16 protein-coding genes and 2 tRNA genes are annotated in these 21351 nt (G+C 51.7%); 14 read left to right on the top strand and 4 right to left on the bottom strand.

What is annotated here, in order from left to right:
- Positions 1–50 precede the first annotated feature (50 nt).
- Positions 51–1505, top strand: coding sequence for a catalase (locus M0220_RS02845; protein ID WP_030070120.1), 1455 nt, complete (start codon positions 51–53; stop codon positions 1503–1505).
- Between the two features lie 75 nt (positions 1506–1580).
- Here the strand turns inward: M0220_RS02845 and dusA are convergent, their stop codons facing one another.
- Entirely contained in the window at positions 1581–2609 is a 1029-nt protein-coding gene (gene dusA, locus M0220_RS02840) for a tRNA dihydrouridine(20/20a) synthase DusA (RefSeq protein ID WP_264018608.1), read from the bottom strand.
- A 401-nt stretch (positions 2610–3010) separates the two neighbouring features.
- Between dusA and M0220_RS02835 the strand changes: the two genes are divergently transcribed.
- Positions 3011–3583, top strand: a complete 573-nt coding sequence (locus tag M0220_RS02835) for a hypothetical protein (protein WP_264018607.1) — start codon at positions 3011–3013, stop codon at positions 3581–3583.
- A gap of 21 nt (positions 3584–3604) precedes the next feature.
- Here the strand turns inward: M0220_RS02835 and M0220_RS02830 are convergent, their stop codons facing one another.
- Positions 3605–4129, bottom strand: a complete 525-nt coding sequence (locus M0220_RS02830; protein WP_030070123.1) for a helix-turn-helix domain-containing protein — start codon at positions 4127–4129, stop codon at positions 3605–3607.
- A 302-nt stretch (positions 4130–4431) separates the two neighbouring features.
- Between M0220_RS02830 and gltX the strand changes: the two genes are divergently transcribed.
- The 3 genes from gltX (at position 4432) to M0220_RS02815 (ending at position 6309) form a co-directional block, all read left to right on the top strand.
- Positions 4432–5910: a glutamate--tRNA ligase gene (gene gltX / locus M0220_RS02825; protein ID WP_030070124.1), complete on the top strand. Its 1479-nt coding sequence runs from the start codon at positions 4432–4434 to the stop codon at positions 5908–5910.
- 164 nt (positions 5911–6074) lie between these two features.
- A tRNA-Ala gene (locus M0220_RS02820) sits at positions 6075–6150 on the top strand.
- An 83-nt stretch (positions 6151–6233) separates the two neighbouring features.
- A tRNA-Glu gene (locus tag M0220_RS02815) sits at positions 6234–6309 on the top strand.
- 420 nt (positions 6310–6729) lie between these two features.
- Here the strand turns inward: M0220_RS02815 and M0220_RS02810 are convergent.
- Together M0220_RS02810 and gltA are read right to left on the bottom strand one after the other, a co-directional pair.
- Positions 6730–7611: an NAD(P)-dependent oxidoreductase gene (locus tag M0220_RS02810; protein ID WP_030070125.1), complete on the bottom strand. Its 882-nt coding sequence runs from the start codon at positions 7609–7611 to the stop codon at positions 6730–6732.
- Positions 7612–7725: 114 nt separating this feature from the next.
- Positions 7726–9012: a citrate synthase gene (gltA, locus tag M0220_RS02805; RefSeq protein WP_030070126.1), complete on the bottom strand. Its 1287-nt coding sequence runs from the start codon at positions 9010–9012 to the stop codon at positions 7726–7728.
- Positions 9013–9500: 488 nt separating this feature from the next.
- On the opposite strand from gltA, the gene sdhC reads away from it, so the two are divergent.
- The 9 genes from sdhC (at position 9501) to sucD (ending at position 21318) form a co-directional block, all read left to right on the top strand.
- The gene (gene sdhC, locus M0220_RS02800) at positions 9501–9878 is read left to right on the top strand and encodes a succinate dehydrogenase, cytochrome b556 subunit (protein WP_198023687.1); all 378 of its coding nucleotides are present in this window, start codon (positions 9501–9503) and stop codon (positions 9876–9878) included.
- Positions 9872–10219 carry a succinate dehydrogenase, hydrophobic membrane anchor protein gene (gene sdhD / locus M0220_RS02795; RefSeq protein ID WP_030070128.1) on the top strand — a complete coding sequence of 116 codons (348 nt, stop codon included), beginning with the start codon at positions 9872–9874 and terminating at the stop codon, positions 10217–10219. Before sdhC ends, sdhD begins: the two co-directional genes overlap by 7 nt.
- 3 nt (positions 10220–10222) lie before the next feature.
- On the top strand, positions 10223–11995 hold the full coding sequence (sdhA, locus tag M0220_RS02790; RefSeq protein ID WP_030070129.1) for a succinate dehydrogenase flavoprotein subunit: 1773 nt from the start codon (positions 10223–10225) through the stop codon (positions 11993–11995).
- Positions 11996–12022: 27 nt separating this feature from the next.
- The gene (locus tag M0220_RS02785; protein ID WP_030070130.1) at positions 12023–12733 is read left to right on the top strand and encodes a succinate dehydrogenase iron-sulfur subunit; all 711 of its coding nucleotides are present in this window, start codon (positions 12023–12025) and stop codon (positions 12731–12733) included.
- 407 nt (positions 12734–13140) lie between these two features.
- Positions 13141–15975: a 2-oxoglutarate dehydrogenase E1 component gene (locus M0220_RS02780; RefSeq protein WP_030070131.1), complete on the top strand. Its 2835-nt coding sequence runs from the start codon at positions 13141–13143 to the stop codon at positions 15973–15975.
- A gap of 38 nt (positions 15976–16013) precedes the next feature.
- The gene (gene odhB / locus M0220_RS02775) at positions 16014–17576 is read left to right on the top strand and encodes a 2-oxoglutarate dehydrogenase complex dihydrolipoyllysine-residue succinyltransferase (protein ID WP_030070132.1); all 1563 of its coding nucleotides are present in this window, start codon (positions 16014–16016) and stop codon (positions 17574–17576) included.
- Positions 17577–17690: 114 nt separating this feature from the next.
- Complete coding sequence (gene lpdA / locus M0220_RS02770; RefSeq protein WP_030070133.1) at positions 17691–19130, top strand: dihydrolipoyl dehydrogenase; 1440 nt, start codon at positions 17691–17693, stop codon at positions 19128–19130.
- A gap of 149 nt (positions 19131–19279) precedes the next feature.
- Positions 19280–20446 carry an ADP-forming succinate--CoA ligase subunit beta gene (gene sucC, locus M0220_RS02765; protein ID WP_009722517.1) on the top strand — a complete coding sequence of 389 codons (1167 nt, stop codon included), beginning with the start codon at positions 19280–19282 and terminating at the stop codon, positions 20444–20446.
- Positions 20446–21318 carry a succinate--CoA ligase subunit alpha gene (gene sucD / locus M0220_RS02760; RefSeq protein ID WP_009722518.1) on the top strand — a complete coding sequence of 291 codons (873 nt, stop codon included), beginning with the start codon at positions 20446–20448 and terminating at the stop codon, positions 21316–21318. Before sucC ends, sucD begins: the two co-directional genes overlap by 1 nt.
- Positions 21319–21351: the final 33 nt, after the last annotated feature.

Below are 21351 nucleotides of genomic sequence, written 5' to 3'. Positions count from 1 at the left end.
TTCCAGTGGTACAGATCGTGCCATGTCGAATGTGACAAGGAGGAAGTGTTATGAGCCGTGATAGCCAGCACCCCACTACGAACGAATCAGGTATTCCGGTTTCAAGCGACGAGCATGCGCTTTCGGTAGGGCCTGATGGCCCCATTGTTATGCACGATCACTATTTGATGGAGCAAATGGCGGCGTTTAACCGTGAAATGATTCCTGACCGCCAGCCACACGCAAAGGGGAGTGGTGCCTTTGGACACTTTGAGGTAACTAACGATGTTAGCTCCTACACCAAAGCCAAGTTTCTACAACCGGGCACCAAGACTGACGTATTGATCCGCTTTTCAACTGTAGCAGGGGAGAGCGGCAGCCCTGACACATGGCGCGACCCCCGCGGTTTCTCGATTAAGTTTTATACCGAAGAAGGTAACTTCGACATGGTGGGTAACAATACCCCTGTGTTTTTTGTCCGCGATCCGATGAAATTCCAGCACTTTATCCATTCGCAAAAACGCCGTGCGGATAATGGCCTGCGCGACCACGATATGCAGTGGGATTTCTGGACACTAGCGCCTGAGTCAGCTCACCAAGTGGCATGGTTGATGGGTGATCGAGGTGTGCCAGCCACATGGCGGCATATGAACGGTTACTCCAGCCACACCTATATGTGGGTAAATGCTGAAGGTGAACGGTTTTGGGTGAAGTATCACTTCAAAACTGATCAAGGCATTAAATGCATGACCCAAGAGCAGGCGGATCAAATGGCCGGCAGTGATGCGGATTATCATCGTCGTGACTTGTTCGAGGCCATAAAGCGGGGCGACTATCCTACGTGGACGCTCAAGATGCAGATTATGCCGTTTGAGGATGCCAAAACGTATCGCGTCAACCCCTTCGATCTGACCAAGGTGTGGTCTCATAAGGACTACCCATTAATCGAAGTCGGTAAGCTGACGCTTGATCGTAATCCTACGGATTTTCATAGCGAAATTGAGCAAGCGGCATTTGAGCCTAATAACATGGTGCCAGGTACCGGTTTATCACCGGACAAGATGCTATTGGCACGCTCTATCTCTTATGCTGACGCGCACCGTGCCCGCTTGGGTGTGAACTACAGGCATATCCCCGTGAATACCCCAAAGTGCCCCGTACATAGCTATAGCCAAGGTGGCGCGATGCGTATTCGACACGCTACCGATCCGGTGTATACGCCCAATAGCAAAGGCGGGCCGAAAGCCGATGCTCAGCGTTACCCAGAAGATGCGGTGTGGTCGACTGACGGAAAGTTTGTGCGCGCGGCCTATACGCTGAGAAAAGATGATGACGACTGGAGCCAAGCTCATGCGCTAGTGCGTGAAGTAATGGATGATACCCAGCGTGATCGCTTAGTATCGAACGTGGTAGGACACTTATCCGGTGGCGTTACTGAGCCTGTATTAGCACGTGCCTTTGAATATTGGCGCAATATTGATCAAGAAATCGGCGAGCGCATTGAGCAGGGCGTTCGCAATCCATAGCGGTGTTTGACGCCTAGCGCGCTCAACGCCGCTAGGCGTCGTCTCAACTGTCGCTAACTGCAGCCCATAGCCGAACTAGGTCGTGGGCTGTAGTGCTTCTGGGGTCTCTGTTTCGGGTTCGCGAACTAAACTAAGCGCTTCATCGAAAAGCCGCAGGCCTGCGTCCTCTTTATGGGCATGTTCAGATAAGTGGCGTCGGAAACGCCTACCCCCTGGGCAGCCCTGAAATAACCCCAGCAAATGGCGGGTAATGTGATTCAACTTGGCCCCTTCATCCAACCGCTGCTGAATATAGGGGCGAAATGCGTTAGCCGCTTCCAGGCGCGTACGTGCTGGTCCTGCTTCACCAAACAGCTGCTCATCCACCCCGGCGAGTAGCCACGGGTTTTGGTATGCCTCGCGGCCCACCATCACACTGTCTACGTGCTCAAGCTGTGCTTTGCACGCGGCAAGGGTTTTGATCCCCCCGTTAATGCCAATATGCAGCTCTGGATGGCTTTGCTTCAAACGGTGCACGCGGGGATAGTTAAGGGGCGGCACATCCCGGTTCTGCTTAGGCGACAAACCCTGCAGCCACGCCTTTCGCGCGTGAACGGTAAAGACGTTGCAACCTGCCGCCGCCACGATCTCAATAAACCGCGCCAGGTCAGCATCTTCATCCTGATCGTCAATCCCGATACGGCACTTCACCGTGACCGGAATCGACACTACCGCTTGCATAGCTTTCACCGCTGCCGCTACTTTTTCAGGGTAGCCCATCAAACAAGCGCCAATCATATTGTTCTGCACTCGGTCGCTGGGGCAGCCGACATTCAGATTGACCTCGTCGTACCCCCACGCCTCGGCAATCGCCGCGCACTCAGCAAGCTCGCCCGCATCGCTGCCACCCAACTGCAACGCAATCGGATGCTCTACATCGCTATAGCCTAAAAAACGCTCACGTGGCGACCCGTGCAAAATGGCACCAGTGGTCACCATCTCGGTGTACAGCAATGTCCGCTTGGTTAACGTGCGTGCAAACGCGCGATAATCGCGAGTTGTCCAATCCATCATGGGGGCAACAGAAAACAGACGGGCAGCATCTGCTGGGCTTGTTTTAGTCATATCAATCACTTGCATCATGCGATGCGGTATAAGCCTGTCGTAATTGCTTAGCAGCAAGGGGAGTAGTTGGCGAGCGATTGTACGCAAAAAGCGGGTTTGAGTACAAAGCAAGTCCCCGAAATCACCGTCATTCAGTTTATGTATGACGCTAGGTAGGTGGTCTCGTGTCGCTGGCTAGCGTTAGCGGTGTTTCTGGCAGTCGGTCGGTGCAGTGTTTTATTCTGATATTTCAGGCAGATTAGCGACGAAATGATGAGGTGTTTTTCGTTTGCCGTGCTATTCGCGTTTAGTTTTTGTATAACTCTTGTGAGCCTTGCAGCACTTTGCTTCTTTTGCGGTCTAATTCAATGTGATGAGGGCTAGGCAGTGGTAAGCTGATATTTCGTTGTTGAGGAGTCTCTATGCATAAGACACTAGGTGGTATCAGTTTTGTGTTGGTGAGTGTGTTACTGCTGGCTGGCTGTGGTAGTCAGGAAGAAGAGTCGCCCTCAGAGCCGGTCGTTGAAACGCCTAGCCCACAGGAAAGCGCCGAACCAAAAGAGGTGATTGATCCTCTTGTCGTAGCTATTTCGACTAAGGCCTCTCTGCGCTCTGATCGTCGTTTAATGGTAGAAGGCGAAACCAATCTGCCGGAAGGTGCCCTTATCCAGGTAACCATTGAGCGTGAGATAAGTCGTGTTCGTTGGCAGGCGCGCACCAATGTTTTGGACGGGAAGTTTAATGCTGGCCCTTTTGGCTCTGGCAGCGGGTTGCCAGATGGAAGATATATGGTGAGGGTTCAGCTTTCAGAAGCATCTGTGCAGCCTAGTTCGGTGCAGGCGCGCATTGGCAATGAAGGAGAGCACTTAGCTGGCGAGCTGGTTACCCAGACTCGCCATGGACTAGGGCAGGTGGCCACCTATTCGCGCAGCTTCTTAGTGGGCAGTGAACCAAGGCGTACGCGCGATCAGGTGGACGTGGTTGAAGAAATGTAGGATGTGGGGAGATAAGATGCTTTAGGCAGGAGACCAGTGTGCTAGAAGTACCGCATGTATGGTGGTATCACTGGGCGCTTTAGCAAAGTGCTCAATAACATAACCTTGTTCACGCTGGATCAGATAATGGCCAGCTTTATGAAATACATGGGTAGGGCCTAATAGCACTAAGTCGCCTACTGACACCGGAGAGAAATCCGTTTCTTGGCCGGGAGTTGCCAGTACGCAGGGGGCTTTCCAGTCAATCTTTAGCGGCAGATGATGTGGTACCGTCATTGTGGTTGCCTGAACCTGTTCCCAGGGGAGGGGGCCGGTATGTGTCAGGGTTAGCAATGGGGGAGCACTGTCACCTTCTAAAAGAGTCGCTAAAGAGCAATCAAGGGCATCAGCGAGCGCAACAAGACGTTCATGGCCGATTTGTTTGATAGCTCCGGATTCCCAATAAGAAATGGTGACATCTGATACGCCTACTTTACGTGCAAGGGCAGCTTTGTTGAGCTTGGCCCGAAGCCGCAGTTGCTTGATACGTGAGCCTAGCGATTCCATTTTATATTCCTATCAATGAGCCAAATAAGCTCGTTTAATGTACTTCCACCTTACTCGGCGGCGTTCTTTACATACTGAAATCGCGAAGCGTTTTCAAGTATGAACACGAATCATAGGTACTTCGCCATACTAAGTGATTGTGCTTTAACGCGCATCTTCCTATCTGTGAGCTTTTTCCTATCCGTGAGCTTTCAGCTTTCGATCAGACGCTTTTAAGTCAAACTCGTTCCCTGCAAGATACTGTTGGTTGCACTAAGGGTGCGTATAATGCCGTGACGCTTTATTGCCAAAAGGACATCTTGATGACCGTACGTACTCGTATCGCGCCTTCTCCGACGGGTGACCCGCATGTAGGAACTGCCTATATTGCGCTATTTAATCTCTGTTTTGCGCGCCAACATGGCGGCCAGTTCATTCTGCGTATTGAAGACACCGATCGGGTTCGCTCTACCGCTGAATCAGAACAGATGATTTTAGATTCTTTACGTTGGCTTGGCCTAGAGTGGGATGAAGGCCCTGATGTGGGTGGCCCGCATGGTCCGTATCGGCAAAGCGAGCGTGGTGATATCTACGCTCAGTACGCTCAGCAGCTTATGGATTCAGGGCATGCCTTTAAGTGTTACCGCACCAGTGAAGAGTTGGATGAACTGAGAGAAGCGCGCAAAGCGGCCGGTATGCACTTGGCCTTGAAGCCAGTTGACCTAGCGTTGGCCCCAGATGAGCAAGCTCGTCGTGAGCAGGAAGGCTGGCCTTATGTCGTTCGTATGAAGGTGCCGAGTACAGGTGTTTGTGTGGTGAACGATATGTTGCGCGGCACAATCGAAGTTGAATGGGCGCAAGTTGATGCTCAAATTCTGCTGAAGTCAGATGGCATGCCTACCTATCACTTGGCCAACGTGGTTGATGATCACTTGATGAACATTACCCATGTGTTGCGCGGCGAAGAGTGGATTAACTCAGCGCCGAAGCATCAGCTGCTTTATGAATACTTCGGTTGGGATATGCCGCAGCTGTGCCACATGCCGCTTCTGCGTAATCCTGATAAGTCTAAGCTTTCCAAGCGGAAAAACCCGACGTCGATTAACTACTATCGTCGGATGGGCTTTTTGCCTCAGGCCGTCACCAATTATTTGGGCCGCATGGGCTGGTCGATGCCGGATGAGCGCGAGAAATTTAGCCTGTCAGAGATGATGGCTGAGTTTGATGTTCAACGGGTATCGTTGGGTGGGCCGGTATTTGATCTTGAAAAGCTGACGTGGTTGAACGGCGTCTATATTCGTGAAGATTTAGATGACGACGCGCTGCTTCGTGCACTTCGCGAGTGGGCATTCAATGAGGAGTATGTGAAGCAAATATTGCCTCAGGTACGCCCTCGTGTGGAAACGCTTTCCCAAGTGATTCCGCTAGCTGGGCACTTTTTCTCTGGCCTGCCTGCGCTAACGGAAGACGACTTTGATAGCGTGAAGCTTGAAAAAGAAGAACTCGTCAAATTACTGCAGTTCTTAGTGTGGCGCTTTGAAGCGGTGCCTGCTTGGCATAAAGAGGCGTTATTGGCTGAGGTCAAAGTGCTGGCTGAGCATTTTGATATTAAAATGAAGGGCTTCCTTGCCCCTGTCTTTATTGCTATTACAGGCAGTACGTCAAGCACGTCGGTAATGGATGCCATGGCGATCTTGGGGTCAGACGTAACACGAGCACGGCTGCGCAGTGCGATTGAGGTATTGGGTGGCGTTTCCAAGAAGCAGGCCAAGCGCTTCGAAAAAGAGTTTCGTGAGCTGTAGACGGTAACGCGAGATGCGGATGGTAACGACAGGGATAGTGAGAGCATAAGAAATAAAGAAGGTGCGATCTGCATGTTACTGCTATGTTTTTGCACCGCTGGTATCGAATAGGCTTGACGAAGGCGGGCGTAATCAGTATTATACGCTCCGTCTTCAAGACATGTGGGGCCTTAGCTCAGCTGGGAGAGCGCAACACTGGCAGTGTTGAGGTCAGCGGTTCGATCCCGCTAGGCTCCACCAATATTGAAAACTCCGATTGTCAGTCCTTATGAAGAGATTTTCTATATAGCGTCTAAAGGCCGTATTGTTATTAGGTTAATAACGTCCCATTCGTCTAGTGGTCTAGGACACCGCCCTTTCACGGCGGTAACAGGGGTTCGAACCCCCTATGGGACGCCACCTACTACTTCCCTCGTTATTTTTTTCAAATCTGCTTTTAGAAAAAAATTCTTAAAATACGCATTTTAATTAAAGGCAATGGCGCAGCCCATCTGTCGGTTTTTGCGTTCCTATCGCTAACGTCGCTACCTGAAATCGCGTCTATTTCGATCGTTTTTTGATGATTTTGTGCTTGACTTGTCCACTTTTGCAGGTTTGTGAAAGGGGTTGTGCACAACCTCGCATTATCACTTCAAAAAATCAGTGATTTAGCATAAACCATTTTAAATCAACAAGTTATGTTAGGTTAAAAAATGACCAATTTAAGGCTAGGTCACTGTTCATGGCGATTGTGGGACGTTTTGTAGTGGTTGTGAACAGGGTTATCCACAGATAGTGTGGAAAACCCTTTTCAAGATCGAGGAGTTTAAATGTCAAGCGTTATTCTGGCTTTTGTAGGCGCTTTAATAGCGACGAAGTGTCCCAACGGCCGCCATCCATGCGTTGTACATCTGCATAAAATTGATCAACAAGGGCGGTAACAGGCAGCGTGGCATTCAATCGGCGAGCTTGTTCTAAACATATCCCTAAATCTTTACGCATCCAGTCCACAGCGAAACCATGATTGTACTCGTTGGCAATCATTGTTTTGTGGCGGTTTTCCATTTGCCATGAACCGGCAGCACCCTTAGAAACCACATCGATTACTTGTTGCTGATCAAGACCTGCTTGTTCGGCGAAGTGCAAGCCTTCAGCAAGCCCCTGCACCAAGCCAGCAATGCAGATTTGGTTGACCATCTTGGTCAGTTGGCCGCTGCTGGCACTGCCCATCAGTGTGACGGCGCGAGCATAGTGGTTGAGAATCGGCTGCACGGCATCAAAATGTGCTTGCTCGCCGCCGCACATAATTGTCAGGGCGCCATTTTCAGCCCCTTGCTGTCCGCCGGACACAGGAGCGTCTAAAAAGCCAACGCCTTGTTCACGGCAGGCGGTATCTAGTTCTAGGGCTAGGTCTGCAGAAGCAGTGGTGTGGTCGATGAGGAAGGAGCCGGTTGTCATGCTGCTCAAAACGCCGTCGATGCCGGTTGTTACTTGCCTGACGTCATCGTCATTCCCAACGCATACCAATACAAGGTCGGCGCCTTCGGCGGCTTCTCTAGGGGTGGCGTGGGCGGTGCCGCCATGCTCTTTTGCCCAGGCATCGGCTTTGCTGCTGGTGCGGTTGTAAACACGCGTTGTTAAGCCTTGTTGGGCGAGGTGGCCTGCCATGGGGTAGCCCATAACGCCGAGGCCAATAAAGGCAACCGTGGTGATTGTTCGCATAGAGCACCTTGTTAGTGAAGGGTGTAACAAAGAAAAGTGGATTTACGATAAGCAAAAGGCCACCCATGGGGTGGCCTTTTATTATCCTAGTGACGCTGCGTTGTTATTGCAGCGTTATTTTTTAGGATAGTCGCGCATATCGTGGCCGATATACAGCTGGCGCGGACGGCCGATTTTATAGCTTTCGCTAAGCATTTCATGCCAGTGAGAGATCCAGCCGATGGTGCGAGATACCGCGAAAATCACGGTAAACATGTTGGTCGGAATGCCCATGGCTTTAAGGATGATGCCAGAGTAGAAATCGACGTTTGGATACAGCTTGCGCTCGATGAAGTACTCATCTTCCAGGGCGATTTGCTCAAGGCGCTTGGCGATTTTGAGCTGCGGATCGTCGGCTAGGCCAAGCTCGGCTAGTACTTCGTCGCAGGTCTCTTTCATTACTTTGGCGCGCGGGTCAAAGTTGCGATACACGCGGTGGCCAAAGCCCATTAGCTTGAAGGGGTCGTCTTTATCTTTTGCCTTATCGACAAAGCGCTGAATATTCTCTTCTGAGTCATCGCCAATTTCGTCCAGCATGTTTAGTACGGCTTCATTCGCGCCGCCATGTGCTGGGCCCCACAACGCTGCAATACCTGCGCTGATACATGCAAAGGGGTTAGCGCCGGTTGAGCCTGCTAGACGTACGGTAGAGGTAGAGGCGTTTTGCTCATGGTCCGCATGAAGCATAAAAATGCGGTCCATAGCTTTCGCGTATACCGGATTGATTTTGTACTCTTCGCACGGGTTGCTGAACATCATGTAGAGGAAGTTCTCTGCATAACTCAGGTCGTTGCGCGGGTAGTTGAAGGGCTGGCCAACGTTATATTTATGCGACATTGCCGCCAGGGTAGGCATTTTTGCAATGAGGCGAATAGCGCTGATCACACGATCTTCTTCTTGGGTGATGTCCATGTGGTCGTGATAGAAGGCAGCTAAGCCACCAACAACACCGCACAAGATAGACATTGGGTGCGCATCGCGGCGGAACCCTTTGAAGAAGTTGTTGATTTGGTCGTGAACCATGGTGTGATTACGAATGCGTGATTCAAAATCAGCGTACTGTTCATCGTTGGGCAATTCGCCGAACAGCAGGGTGTAACAAACTTCTACAAAATTGGACTCTTTAGCGAGCTGATCAATAGGGTAGCCACGGTGTAGCAGTATCCCTTTTCCGCCATCGATATACGTAATGGCTGATTGGCAAGAAGAAGTGGCCATGAAGCCGGGGTCGTAGGTAAACAGGCCTTCGGCACCCAGGCTGCGTACGTCGATGACGTCGGGGCCAAGTGTGCCGGAATACATGGGTAGTTCGATCGATTTTTCTAGACCGTCTACCGTCAATGTTGCTTTCCTGTCAGCCATGCTGGCCTCCTTTCGAATTCGGTTTGGGACGTAAGGTCGTTGTTTCGCATACCGCGCCGGCAAAAAGGCTCGCCCACTATAGAAGTGTGCGCCATTTTGTCAATTAGCCTAAACGCTAGGTATCCTTGTACAAATATTGTTGTTGTGGATAGTTTTTGTATATGATGAAAAAGGAGTTCATAGTAACGAAGTGTCAGGGGATTGGCGACACGTCAACAGGCTTATCAAATCCTCAATCTACTGTCACTATAACCATGCTGCATCGCAAAATCGACTCGGGTTGGCTGCATTTTTCTTGCACCATAGTCGAGTTAAGCCTGAGTTCGGTTTGTCAGCAGGGGCGAAGGTTCTTATAATCCACGGCGCGCGACCGGCAGGTAGGTGGTCGTGCCCGACTTGGCAACGGCCGAGCCCCTTCCAGCAACCACTGCCCGCTCGGGCCATGCCCGACCTGTCGCAGAGCGGGCCAAGAGAGTGTGTATAACGCCGTGAATAGTAAACGACCCGTAAACCTAGACCTTACTACGATACATTTCCCACTACCGGCGCTAACGTCGATTACACACCGTATTACGGGTGTCATCCTCTTCGTTGGCCTGATTTTCGCTTTTTGGGCGCTGGGTAAATCGCTATCGTCTCCTGCTGGCTTTGATAGTGTCAGCAACGCACTGGCCACTAACTTCCTAGCCAAACTCATTGCTTGGGGTTTGTTATCGGCATTGGCATTCCATTTTGTGGCAGGTGTTAAACACTTGCTAATGGATGCTGATATCGGTGTGACCCTAGAAGGTGGTGTGAAAAAAGCACAGATCACAGTTGTGGTCAGCGCCGTTCTGATTATTTTGGCAGGAGTTTGGGTATGGTAACCAACATCACAAGTTTTGGCCGTAGCGGGTTATCCGATTGGCTGATGCAGCGCGTTTCAGCGGTAATTCTGGCTTTATATACCATTTTTATCGTTGCTTACCTGCTGTTCAATCCTAATTTGGATTATTACGCCTGGAGCGGATTGTTCGAGCAAACATGGATGCGTATTTTTTCGCTGCTAGCGTTTGTTTCCATTGCAGCGCACGCCTGGATCGGTTTGTGGACGGTCACCACCGATTACCTCAAGTCCACTCGCCAGCGCGTAGGTGCCCAGACCCTGATTATTCTGGCCATCTTCGTGTACCTGGTATGGGGCATTCAAATTCTGTGGGGAGCTTGATACATGTCTAACCTTCGTAGCTTGACGTTTGATGCCATTATCATCGGTGGCGGTGGCTCTGGCTTGCGTGCCGCTCTTGAACTGGCTAAGTCCGGTAAAAAGACAGCAGTACTGTCCAAAGTGTTCCCGACGCGCTCTCACACGGTTTCTGCTCAAGGTGGCATCACTTGCGCAATCGCCTCTTCAGATCCGAATGATGATTGGCGTTGGCACATGTATGACACCGTTAAAGGCGGCGACTATATCGCTGACCAGGATGCGGCTGAATACATGTGTTCAGAAGGCCCGAAGGCAGTCTTTGAGCTTGAGCACATGGGGTTGCCGTTCTCACGTTTCGATAATGGCCGTATTTATCAGCGTCCGTTTGGTGGGCAGTCGAAAAACTTCGGCGAAGGCGGTCAAGCGGCTCGTACTTGCGCAGCCGCAGACCGTACAGGCCACGCATTGCTACACACGCTTTACCAAAACAACCTCAAGAACAACACCACATTCTTAAATGAGTGGTATGCGGTTGATTTGGTGAAAAACAGCAACGGTGACGTAGTGGGCTGTATCGCTATGTGCATCGAGACAGGCGAAGTCGTCCACGTTAAATCGAAAGCCACGGTGCTAGCCACTGGTGGTGCCGGCCGTATTTATGCTTCTACAACTAATGCCTTGATCAATACGGGCGACGGTATTGGCATGGCATTACGTGCTGGCTTCCCGATGCAGGATATGGAAATGTGGCAGTTCCACCCGACCGGTATCTACGGTGCGGGTACCCTGGTAACTGAAGGTTGCCGTGGTGAAGGTGGTTACCTGATCAATAAAGACGGTGAGCGCTTCATGGAACGCTACGCACCGAACGCCAAAGATTTGGCCGGCCGTGACGTAGTTGCACGCTCTATGGTCATGGAAATTCTTGAAGGCCGAGGCTGTGGCGAGAAGGGTGATCACGTCTTCTTGAAGCTTGACCATCTGGGCGAAGAGGTGCTTGGTAAGCGTCTGCCGGGTATCGTTGAACTGTCGAAAACGTTCGCTCACGTCGATCCTGCCAAAGACCCGATTCCTGTCGTGCCTACTTGCCACTACATGATGGGTGGTATTCCGACCAATATTCATGGCCAGGCAATTACCCAGGACGAAAGCGGCAACGATCATATCATTAACGGTCTGTTCGCTTGTGGTGAAGCGGCGTGTGTATCGGTTCACGGTGCCAACCGCTTGGGTGGTAACTCTCTGCTAGACTTGGTGGTATTCGGTCGTGCGGCGGGTATGTTTATTGAAGGCGCGCTTAACGAAGGTATTGAATACCTAGATGCTTCTGAGTCTGATATTGAGTCAGCGATGAAGCGTATTACGCGCTGGAATGAGTCGGAAGGTGGCGAAAGCATTCCTGAGCTTAAAGCAGAGCTTCAAGACATCATGCAGACCTCTTTTGGTGTATTCCGAGAAGAGAAAAACATGCAGGAAGGTGTCAAAAAGCTAGCGGATCTGCGCAGCCGTATTGCCAATGCCCACCTGCCGGACAAGTCCAATGCTTTCAACACGGCGCGTGTTGAAGCGTTAGAGCTTGATAACCTCATGGAAGTGGCAGAAGCAACGGCGATTGCTGCCCTTGAGCGTAATGAAAGCCGCGGCGCGCATTCGCGCTACGACTATCCTGACCGTGATGATGTCAACTGGCTGAAGCACTCGCTCTACTTCCCGGCCACGAAAGAGCTGAAGAAGCGCGACGTCAACTTCAAGCCTAAAACTGTTGATACGTTCGAGCCTAAGGTTCGCACCTACTAATCTCTGCACTGATGAGAGGGAGTCACCATGTCTAACCTTCAGGTATCCGTATATCGCTACAATCCGGAAACCGACTCCGCGCCCTATATGCAGGAGTTCCAGGTCGATACGAAAGGCCGCGATTTGATGGTGCTAGATGTCCTGCACCTGATGAAAGTGCAGGATAGCGGGCTTGCTTTCCGTCGCAGCTGCCGCGAAGGTGTGTGCGGTTCCGACGGTATGAATATGAATGGTAAGAACGGTTTGGCGTGTATTACGCCGCTGTCAGACGTCGTTAAAGGCAATAAGCTGACCTTGCGCCCGCTGCCTGGTTTGCCGGTTATCCGCGATATGGTCGTTGATATGGGGCTATTCTATAAGCAGTACGAGCGTATTCAGCCGTACCTGCAAAATGATACCCCCGCACCAGCGATTGAGCGTCTGCAATCGCCAGAAGAGCGCGACAAGCTAGATGGTCTGTACGAATGTATCCTGTGTGCATGCTGTTCTACGTCTTGCCCATCTTTCTGGTGGAATCCGGATAAATTTGTTGGTCCGGCTGGTTTGCTCCAGTCATACCGCTTCCTTGCAGATACGCGCGACACGGCTACCCGTGAACGTCTTACAAGCTTGGAAGATCCGTTCTCTGTTTTCCGCTGCCGCGGGATCATGAATTGCGTTGCGGTATGTCCAAAAGGGCTAAATCCGACCCGCGCAATTGGTAAAATTCGTGAAATGTTGCTGGCCGATGCGACGTAAACGCCTAATCCTATGAAAAAAATGCGAGCGCCGCGTAAGTTGCTGCATAAAGCTACTTAAATCGTGGCGCTTCGCTTGTTATCATAGGGAGGTTTGGTGGTGCGGCGACGCGTCGCACTACCTTATCAGCCAAGTTTAAAAGCCGGTGCCGCAAGTACCGGCTTTTGAGCATGAACTGATTGAGTATGACCAAATAAAGAAACGCGTCGTGCAGTAAATGCGAAGCGATATTAGTTCGTAATGAAATTCGTAGCGTAGTTCGTTACGAAAATGCAGTATGAACAGGGCTTCCGGCCTACGGTCGGCGCCGCCGGCAAATGTCCCGCCCCGCCGGCAGGGCAATAGCGATGTCGTTGCGCGATTGCAGCGATACCGATACCACCCCATCAGTGCAGGGTGACCGAGAGATGCAACAAGGCATAATGGAGTTGATGTGGCGTTCCTCTCACGTTAGTGGTGGCAATGTCCACTACGTGGAAGCGCTTTATGAGCAGTACCTCGCCGATCCTGATTCTGTCTCAGACGAATGGCGCAGCTATTTTGATCAGCTGCCACGTTCTGAAGGCAGTGCCTCCCACGATGTTCCACTAAGCCCCACTCGTGATCAGTTCTACCAACTGGGTCGTGAAAGTCGCCCAGGTCGGGTAGCCGCCGCTGCGGATAGCGGTGAGAATAAGAAGCAGGTGAAAGTCCTGCAGCTGATTAACGCATACCGCTTTCGTGGCCATCAGAAGGCCAATATCGACCCGCTAGGACTGCGTAATCCCACCCCCGTCCCAGACCTCGATCTGTCATTTCATCAGCTTTCTAAGGCTGATCTTGACACCGAGTTCCAGACTGGCTCGTTTTTTCTAGGTATCGATAAAGCACCGTTGCGTGAGATCGTTGACGCACTGGAGCAGACCTATTGTCGCTCCATCGGCTGCGAAATTATGCACATCGTCGATACCGAAGAAAAACGCTGGTTGCAGCGGCGTTTTGAATCGGTGCGAAGTGCGCCGAAATTCAGCGATGACGTGCGTAAGCACGTGCTGGAGCGCCTCACCGCTGCTGAAGGCCTGGAAAATTACCTAGCGTCTAAGTACCCAGGTACAAAGCGCTTTGGTTTGGAAGGCGGTGAATCATTTGTTCCAATGATGGACGAGTTGATTCAGCGCTCCGGCGGTTATGGCACCAAAGAAGTCGTTATTGGCATGGCCCACCGTGGTCGTCTCAACTTACTGGTCAATATTTTGGGTAAAAATCCCGCTGAATTGATCGATGAGTTCGACGGTAAAAAGGTGATCGAACGTGGTTCTGGTGACGTAAAATATCACCAAGGCTTTAGCTCTAACGTCATGTCGCCTGGTGGTGAAGTTCACTTGGCCATGTCCTTTAACCCGTCGCATTTGGAAATTGTTGCGCCAGTGGTTGAAGGCTCAGTGCGGGCACGTCAAGATCGCCGTAATGACGAAGAGGGCAGTAAAGTACTGCCAATCAACGTCCATGGTGATGCCGCATTTGCTGGTCAAGGCGTGGTCATGGAGACATTCCAGATGTCTCAAACCCGTGCCTATAAGACCGGCGGTACAGTACATATCGTGATTAACAACCAAGTGGGTTTCACAACCTCGAACCCCTTGGATGCACGTTCTACTGAGTACTGTACCGATATTGCTAAGATGGTTCAGGCGCCGATTTTCCATGTTAACGGCGACGATCCCGATGCAGTGATCCATGCAACCCAGGTGGCATTGGACTACCGTCAGCAGTTCAAAAAAGATGTTGTTATTGATTTGGTGTGCTACCGCCGTCGCGGCCATAACGAGGCCGACGAGCCATCGGGCACCCAGCCAATGATGTACGCCAAAATTAAAGATCATCCTTCTTCGCGTTCTCTCTATGCTCAGCGCTTAGTAGAACAGGGCGTACTATCAGAAGAAGATGCTAAGGCAATGGTTGAAACCTACCGCGATGATCTTGTGGCAGGTAACCACGTAGCAAATGCCTTGGTGCAAGAGCCGAATACCTCACTGTTTGTGGACTGGGCGCCTTACCTGGGACACGAGTGGACTGGCGATGCAGACACCACCTTCGATATGAAGCGTCTGCAACAGTTGGCAGCACGAATGTGCGATATCCCTGACGGGGTCGAAGTTCAGCGCCAGGTCGCTAAGATCTATGAAGACCGTCGCAAAATGCAGGCGGGCGGCATGGGGCTTAACTGGGGCTTCGCTGAAACGCTAGCGTATGCCACGCTGCTTGATCAGGGCCACCCGATCCGTATTACCGGTCAGGATGTTGGTCGTGGGACGTTCTCTCACCGCCATGCGGTTGTGCACAACCAGAAAGACGGTTCTACTTATGTGCCGTTGCAGAACATGTCTGATGGTCAGCCGCGCTTTACGATTCATGACTCTTTCTTGTCAGAAGAAGCGGTGTTGGCCTTTGAATATGGCTACTCTACAACAGCGCCAAACGACTTAGTCATTTGGGAAGCCCAGTTTGGTGACTTCTTCAATGGCGCCCAGGTGGTGGTTGACCAGTTTATATCCTCTGGTGAAACCAAATGGGGCCGGCTGTGTGGCCTAACCATGCTGTTGCCGCACGGCTATGAAGGGCAAGGCCCTGAGCACTCATCTGCTCGATTAGAGCGTTTCTTGCAGCTGTGCGCTGAGCACAATATGCAAGTATGTGTGCCGACGACACCTGCACAGATTTATCACCTGTTGCGACGTCAGGTCATTCGCCCGCTGCGTAAGCCGTTGGTAGTGATGTCGCCGAAGTCGCTGTTGCGTCATAAAGAAGCAGTATCTAGCCTAGAAGATCTCGCTCATGGCAAGTTCCACATGGTCTTGCCAGATCAAGCGAATCTTGAGGCAGAGAAAGTGACTCGCGTTATTATGTGTGCTGGCAAGGTGTACTACGACCTAGCCAACTGGCGTGCAGAAAACGAGCGTGATGATACGGCGATTATTCGTCTTGAGCAGCTCTACCCCTTCCCGAAAGAAGAGCTTCTGGAAGTGCTCCAGGCGTATGCCAATGTGGAAGACATCGTGTGGTGCCAGGAAGAGCCGCTGAACCAGGGCGCTTGGTACTCAAGTCAGCACCACATGCGCGCCGTGGCCGATATGCTGAAAGATGGCTTCGGACGTGATTTGAAATTTGCAGGACGTCCTGCCTCTGCCGCACCGGCAGCTGGCTATATGTCCGTCCACACTGAACAGCAGCGCCAGCTGGTGGAAGACGCTTTTAACCTATAAGCGCCCACCGGGTTTAGAGAACATATAAGGGAAACGACATGGCTACTGAGATCAAAGCGCCAACCTTTCCGGAATCCGTTGCCGAAGGCACTGTGGCTGCGTGGCATAAAAAGCCGGGTGACAGCGTCGAACGCGACGAGCTGATTGTTGAAATCGAAACCGACAAAGTGGTGCTCGAAGTCGTCGCACCGGAAGCGGGTACCCTGACTGACGTAATGGCCGAAGAAGGCGATACCGTTGAGTCAGAGCAGGTGCTGGGCAAAATTGGTGAAGGCAGCGCGTCTAGCAGCAAAGAAGAATCATCTTCTGATGCTAAAAAAGACGAAAAGAAAGACGATAAGCAAGAAGAGAAAAAAACCAGCGGCGGTAACAGCGGTGGTAAGCAGCATGACGTAAAAGCCCCAAGCTTCCCTGAGTCTATTCAGGAAGGCACCGTGGCAACATGGCACAAGAAGGTAGGTGAGGCGGTTAAGCGCGATGAGGTGCTGGCCGATATCGAAACCGACAAGGTTGTGCTAGAAGTTGTTGCACCGGCTGATGGCGCACTGGCTGAAATTAAAGCCGAAGAAGGCAGCCAAGTTGAATCCGAAGCGATTCTAGCCGTCTTCACTGAAGGTGCTGGTGGTGCAAGTGAAGAGAGCAGTAGTGCCTCTTCTTCCAGCGCTGCGGGTACCGATGACGAAGGCTCTGATGAGAAAGTTGGTGATAAAATCTTAGCCCCTGCTGCCCGCAAAATGGTCGCTGAGCATGATCTGGATGTTTCTAAGATTGAGGGCACCGGCAAAGGTGGCCGCATCTTGAAAGAAGACGTGCAAAAAGCAGTGAAAGACGGCTCTGCCAAAAAAGCATCGAAATCTTCAGCCCCAGCGAAAGCTGCTGCCGCACCGGCAGTAGAAGGGGATCGCGTTGAGAAGCGCGTTCCGATGACGCGTCTGCGTCAAACCATTGCTAAGCGCCTGGTTCAGGCACAGCAAACCGCTGCCATGCTGACCACGTACAACGAAGTGGACATGACTGAAATCATGGCCCTGCGTGCTCAGTACAAAGATACGTTCCAGAAAACCCATGATATTAAACTGGGCTTTATGGGCTTCTTTGTGAAAGCGGCTTCTGAAGCACTCAAGCGCTTCCCGGATGTTAATGCCTCCATTGACGGTACCGATATCGTTTACCACGGTTATCAAGATATTGGCGTCGCGGTATCAACGGATCGTGGCCTAGTTGTACCGGTACTGCGTGACACTGACAGCATGAAGATTGCTGACGTTGAGCGCACCATTGTTGATTTCGGTAAGCGTGGTCGTGACGGCAAGCTGGGCATGGATGACATGATCGGTGGCACCTTCACTATTACTAACGGCGGTACGTTTGGTTCGTTGATGTCGACCCCGATTATCAATCCGCCTCAGACCGCTATCCTGGGCATGCACAAAATCCAGGATCGTCCCATGGCTGTGAATGGTAAGGTCGAGATTCGCCCGATGATGTATCTAGCGCTTTCTTACGACCACCGCATGATTGATGGTAAAGATGCGGTACGATTCCTGGTTACTATTAAAGAGCTGCTGGAAGACCCGGCTCGCTTGCTGCTGGACGTATAACGGAGCGCGTTGATCCGCCTCCGCTGCTGTATTAGCGTTCTAATGCAATCGCACCTTGCCTCCTGCCCGATTTAGATTCAAACGGGAGGAGGCAACCAAGCTAAAGGAGCCAACATGGCTGACAAGTTTGATGTGATCGTTATCGGTGCAGGCCCTGGTGGCTACGTAGCGGCTATCCGCGCTGCGCAGCTGGGCCTGAAAGCCGCTTGTGTTGAAAAATGGATTGGTAAAGAAGGCAATGTCGTTCACGGCGGAACGTGCTTGAACGTCGGTTGTATCCCGTCTAAAGCGTTGCTTGAAGCCTCGCATAAGTACGTTGAAGCCAAGCACGATTTCGACGATATGGGTATCAATGCCGGTGACGTCACCATGGACGTCAAAAAGATGATGGCTCGCAAGGACAAGATCGTTAAGAACTTGACTGGCGGCATCTCAGGCTTGTTTAAGGCTAACGGCGTTACCGCTATCGAAGGTACCGGTAAAGTGGTTTCCGGTAAGCAAGTTGAAGTCACTGATCTAGACGGCAACACCACCACGTACGACGCTGATAACATCGTCATTGCCGCAGGTTCCGTGCCGGTTGAAATCCCACCGACGCCGCTAACCGAAGGCTTGATTGTTGACTCTACCGGCGCACTGGAATTCCAGGAAACACCGAAGCGTTTGGGTGTTATCGGTGCTGGTGTTATTGGCCTGGAACTGGGTAGCGTTTGGAGCCGTTTGGGTTCTGAAGTTACCGTTCTGGAAGCGATGGATAGTTTCTTACCGATGGTCGATACGGCAATCGCTAAAGAAACACAAAAACTGCTCAAGAAGCAGGGTTTGGATATTAAACTGGGCGCCCGCGTCACTGGTTCTGAAACCAATGGCGATGAAGTCATCGTTAAGTACACCGATGCCAACGGCGAACAGGAAATGACCTTCGACAAACTGATTGTTTGCGTTGGTCGTCGCCCTTACACCAAAGGCGTCATTGCCGATGGCGTTAGCGTTGAGCTGGACGAGCGTGGCTTTATCTTTGTTGATGACCAGTGCCGCACTAACGTACCGGGTGTTTATGCCATTGGTGACTGTGTGCGTGGCCCCATGCTGGCGCACAAGGCATCTGAAGAAGGCATCATGGTTGCTGATATTATCGCTGGCCATAAAGCCGAGATGAACTATGACACGATTCCGAACGTGATTTACACGTTCCCGGAAGTCGCGTGGGTCGGTATGACCGAGCAAGATGCCAAAGCTAAAGGCATTGAAGTTAAGACCGGCAGCTTCCCATTTGCGGCAAGTGGTCGTGCGATGGCGAACAATGCCACCGAAGGCAGCGCTAAGATTATTGCCGATGCGGAAACTGACCGTATTCTTGGTATGCATATCGTTGGTCAACACGCGGGCGAAATGATTGCTCAAGGCGTGATTGCAATGGAATTTGGTTCCAGTGCCGAAGACCTAGCGTTGACTTGCTATGCACACCCGACCATGTCGGAAGCCGTACACGAAGCAGCACTTGCGGTAGAAGGCCATGCCATTCATATGGCTAACCGTAAGAAGCGTAAGTAATTCGCTAAGCAACAACCAAGCGCCACCGACAGGTGGCGCAACACTTTCGGCCCTGTGAGGCTAGTCATCAGAGTCGAAAGTACGGGGATGTCCCGCTTTTAAAGTAGCGGGGCATCGTTCGAGTCACATGCAACCAATGGCATGAATCGATGAACCTTCACGAGTATCAAGGCAAACAGCTGTTTGCTGATTATGGTCTACCAGTGTCTAAAGGCTTTGCCGTGGACACTCCCGAAGAAGCCGAAGAAGCGTGCAAAAAGATCGGCGGTGACATGTGGGTAGTTAAAGCCCAGGTTCACGCTGGTGGCCGCGGTAAAGCGGGCGGCGTTAAGCTGATTAAAGATCCGGCCGAAGCAAAAGCTTTCGCCGAGCAGTGGTTAGGCAAGAACCTAGTAACCTTCCAAACTGACGAAAAAGGTCAGCCGGTTGCTAAGATTTTGGTTGAGACCTGCACCGATATCGCTGATGAGCTGTATCTTGGCGCCGTTGTTGACCGCACTACCCGTCGCGTGGTCTTCATGGCCTCTACCGAAGGCGGTGTTGAAATCGAGACCGTTGCTGAAGAAACGCCGGAAAAGATTCTGAAAGCTGAGATCGATCCGCTGGTCGGCGCACAACCCTACCAAGCGCGTGAGTTGGCCTTTGCTCTGGGCCTTAAAGGCGACCAGATCAAGCAGTTCACCAAGATTTTCCTGGGCCTTTCTAAGCTGTTCCATGATAAGGATCTGGCGCTGTTAGAAATTAACCCGCTAGTGATTACCGACGAAGGCAATCTGCACTGCCTCGACGCAAAACTGGGACTCGACAGCAACGCGCTATACCGTCACCCAGATCTTCAGGCGATGCGCGATCCTTCCCAGGAAGATCAGCGTGAAGCGGATGCGGCGAAGTGGGAACTGAACTATGTAGCACTTGATGGCAACATCGGCTGCATGGTTAACGGTGCTGGCCTGGCCATGGGTACCATGGACATCGTCAACCTGAGCGGCGGCAAGCCTGCTAACTTCTTGGACGTTGGCGGCGGCGCGACCAAAGAGCGCGTTGCAGAAGCGTTCAAGATCATCTTGTCTGACGACAACGTCAAAGCGGTTCTGGTGAACATCTTCGGCGGTATTGTTCGTTGCGACATGATTGCTGAAGGCATCATCGGTGCTGTTGAACAAGTCGGTGTTAACGTTCCGGTAGTTGTACGCCTGGAAGGTAACAACGCTGAATTGGGCGCTGAAAAACTGGCGTCTAGCGGTCTGAACATCATCGCTGCTACCAGTCTGACCGACGCGGCTCAGCAGGTTGTAAAAGCAGCGGAGGGCAAGTAATGAGCATCCTGATCGATAAGAACACCAAGGTCATCTGCCAAGGTTTCACCGGTGGCCAGGGCACGTTCCACTCCGAACAGGCGATTGCCTACGGCACGCAAATGGTCGGTGGTGTTACACCGGGCAAAGGCGGCCAGACTCACCTGGGCCTGCCCGTTTTCAACACCGTGAAAGAAGCGGTTGAGAAAACCGGTGCTGAAGCCAGCGTGATCTACGTTCCGGCACCGTTCTGTAAAGACTCGATTCTTGAAGCCGCTAACGCGGGTATCAAGCTAATCGTGTGCATCACCGAAGGCATCGCGACGCTAGACATGCTCGAAGCAAAAGTAAAATGCGACGAGCTGGGCGTACGTCTGATCGGCCCGAACTGCCCAGGTGTTATCACACCCGGTGAATGTAAAATCGGCATCATGCCGGGCCACATTCACCAGCCGGGTAAAGTCGGTATCGTGTCGCGTTCAGGCACCCTGACCTATGAAGCCGTTAAGCAGACAACTGACCATGGTTTCGGCCAGTCTACCTGTGTCGGTATCGGTGGTGACCCGATTCCAGGCTCTAACTTCATCGACATTCTAGAAATGTTCGAAAAAGACCCGAAAACCGAAGCGATCGTCATGATCGGTGAAATCGGTGGTACGGCTGAAGAAGAAGCAGCGGCTTACATCAAAGCCAACGTTTCTAAGCCTGTGGTTTCCTACATTGCCGGTGTGACTGCACCTCCTGGCAAGCGCATGGGCCACGCGGGCGCGATCATCTCTGGTGGTAAAGGTACTGCCGATGAGAAGTTTGCTGCTCTGGAAGATGCTGGTGTTAAAACCGTGCGTTCTTTGGCTGAGATCGGCGATGCACTGAAAGAAGTTACTGGCTGGTAAGCCAACTGACCTCTCGAAGCACGCGATAAGGGC

It is taken from the genome of Halomonas qinghailakensis (assembly GCF_025820815.1).
GTDB classification, from domain to species: domain Bacteria; phylum Pseudomonadota; class Gammaproteobacteria; order Pseudomonadales; family Halomonadaceae; genus Vreelandella; species Vreelandella qaidamensis.
Note: the sequence above shows the minus strand (reverse complement) of the source record. Positions and strands in the feature narration are given on the sequence as shown.

Bases quoted from the DNA above. Each gene is read 5' to 3' on its own strand.
- lpdA (WP_030070133.1), top strand. From the start codon at position 17,691: ATGGCTGACAAGTTTGATGTGATCGTTATCGGTGCAGGCCCTGGTGGC.
- dusA (WP_264018608.1), bottom strand. From the start codon at position 2,609: ATGACTAAAACAAGCCCAGCAGATGCTGCCCGTCTGTTTTCTGTTGCC.
- odhB (WP_030070132.1), top strand. From the start codon at position 16,014: ATGGCTACTGAGATCAAAGCGCCAACCTTTCCGGAATCCGTTGCCGAA.
- sucC (WP_009722517.1), top strand. From the start codon at position 19,280: ATGAACCTTCACGAGTATCAAGGCAAACAGCTGTTTGCTGATTATGGT.
- sdhA (WP_030070129.1), top strand. From the start codon at position 10,223: ATGTCTAACCTTCGTAGCTTGACGTTTGATGCCATTATCATCGGTGGC.
- gltA (WP_030070126.1), bottom strand. From the start codon at position 9,012: ATGGCTGACAGGAAAGCAACATTGACGGTAGACGGTCTAGAAAAATCG.
- M0220_RS02835 (WP_264018607.1), top strand. From the start codon at position 3,011: ATGCATAAGACACTAGGTGGTATCAGTTTTGTGTTGGTGAGTGTGTTA.
- sucD (WP_009722518.1), top strand. From the start codon at position 20,446: ATGAGCATCCTGATCGATAAGAACACCAAGGTCATCTGCCAAGGTTTC.
- M0220_RS02810 (WP_030070125.1), bottom strand. From the start codon at position 7,611: ATGCGAACAATCACCACGGTTGCCTTTATTGGCCTCGGCGTTATGGGC.
- M0220_RS02845 (WP_030070120.1), top strand. From the start codon at position 51: ATGAGCCGTGATAGCCAGCACCCCACTACGAACGAATCAGGTATTCCG.
- sdhD (WP_030070128.1), top strand. From the start codon at position 9,872: ATGGTAACCAACATCACAAGTTTTGGCCGTAGCGGGTTATCCGATTGG.
- gltX (WP_030070124.1), top strand. From the start codon at position 4,432: ATGACCGTACGTACTCGTATCGCGCCTTCTCCGACGGGTGACCCGCAT.
- M0220_RS02830 (WP_030070123.1), bottom strand. From the start codon at position 4,129: ATGGAATCGCTAGGCTCACGTATCAAGCAACTGCGGCTTCGGGCCAAG.
- M0220_RS02780 (WP_030070131.1), top strand. From the start codon at position 13,141: ATGCAACAAGGCATAATGGAGTTGATGTGGCGTTCCTCTCACGTTAGT.
- M0220_RS02785 (WP_030070130.1), top strand. From the start codon at position 12,023: ATGTCTAACCTTCAGGTATCCGTATATCGCTACAATCCGGAAACCGAC.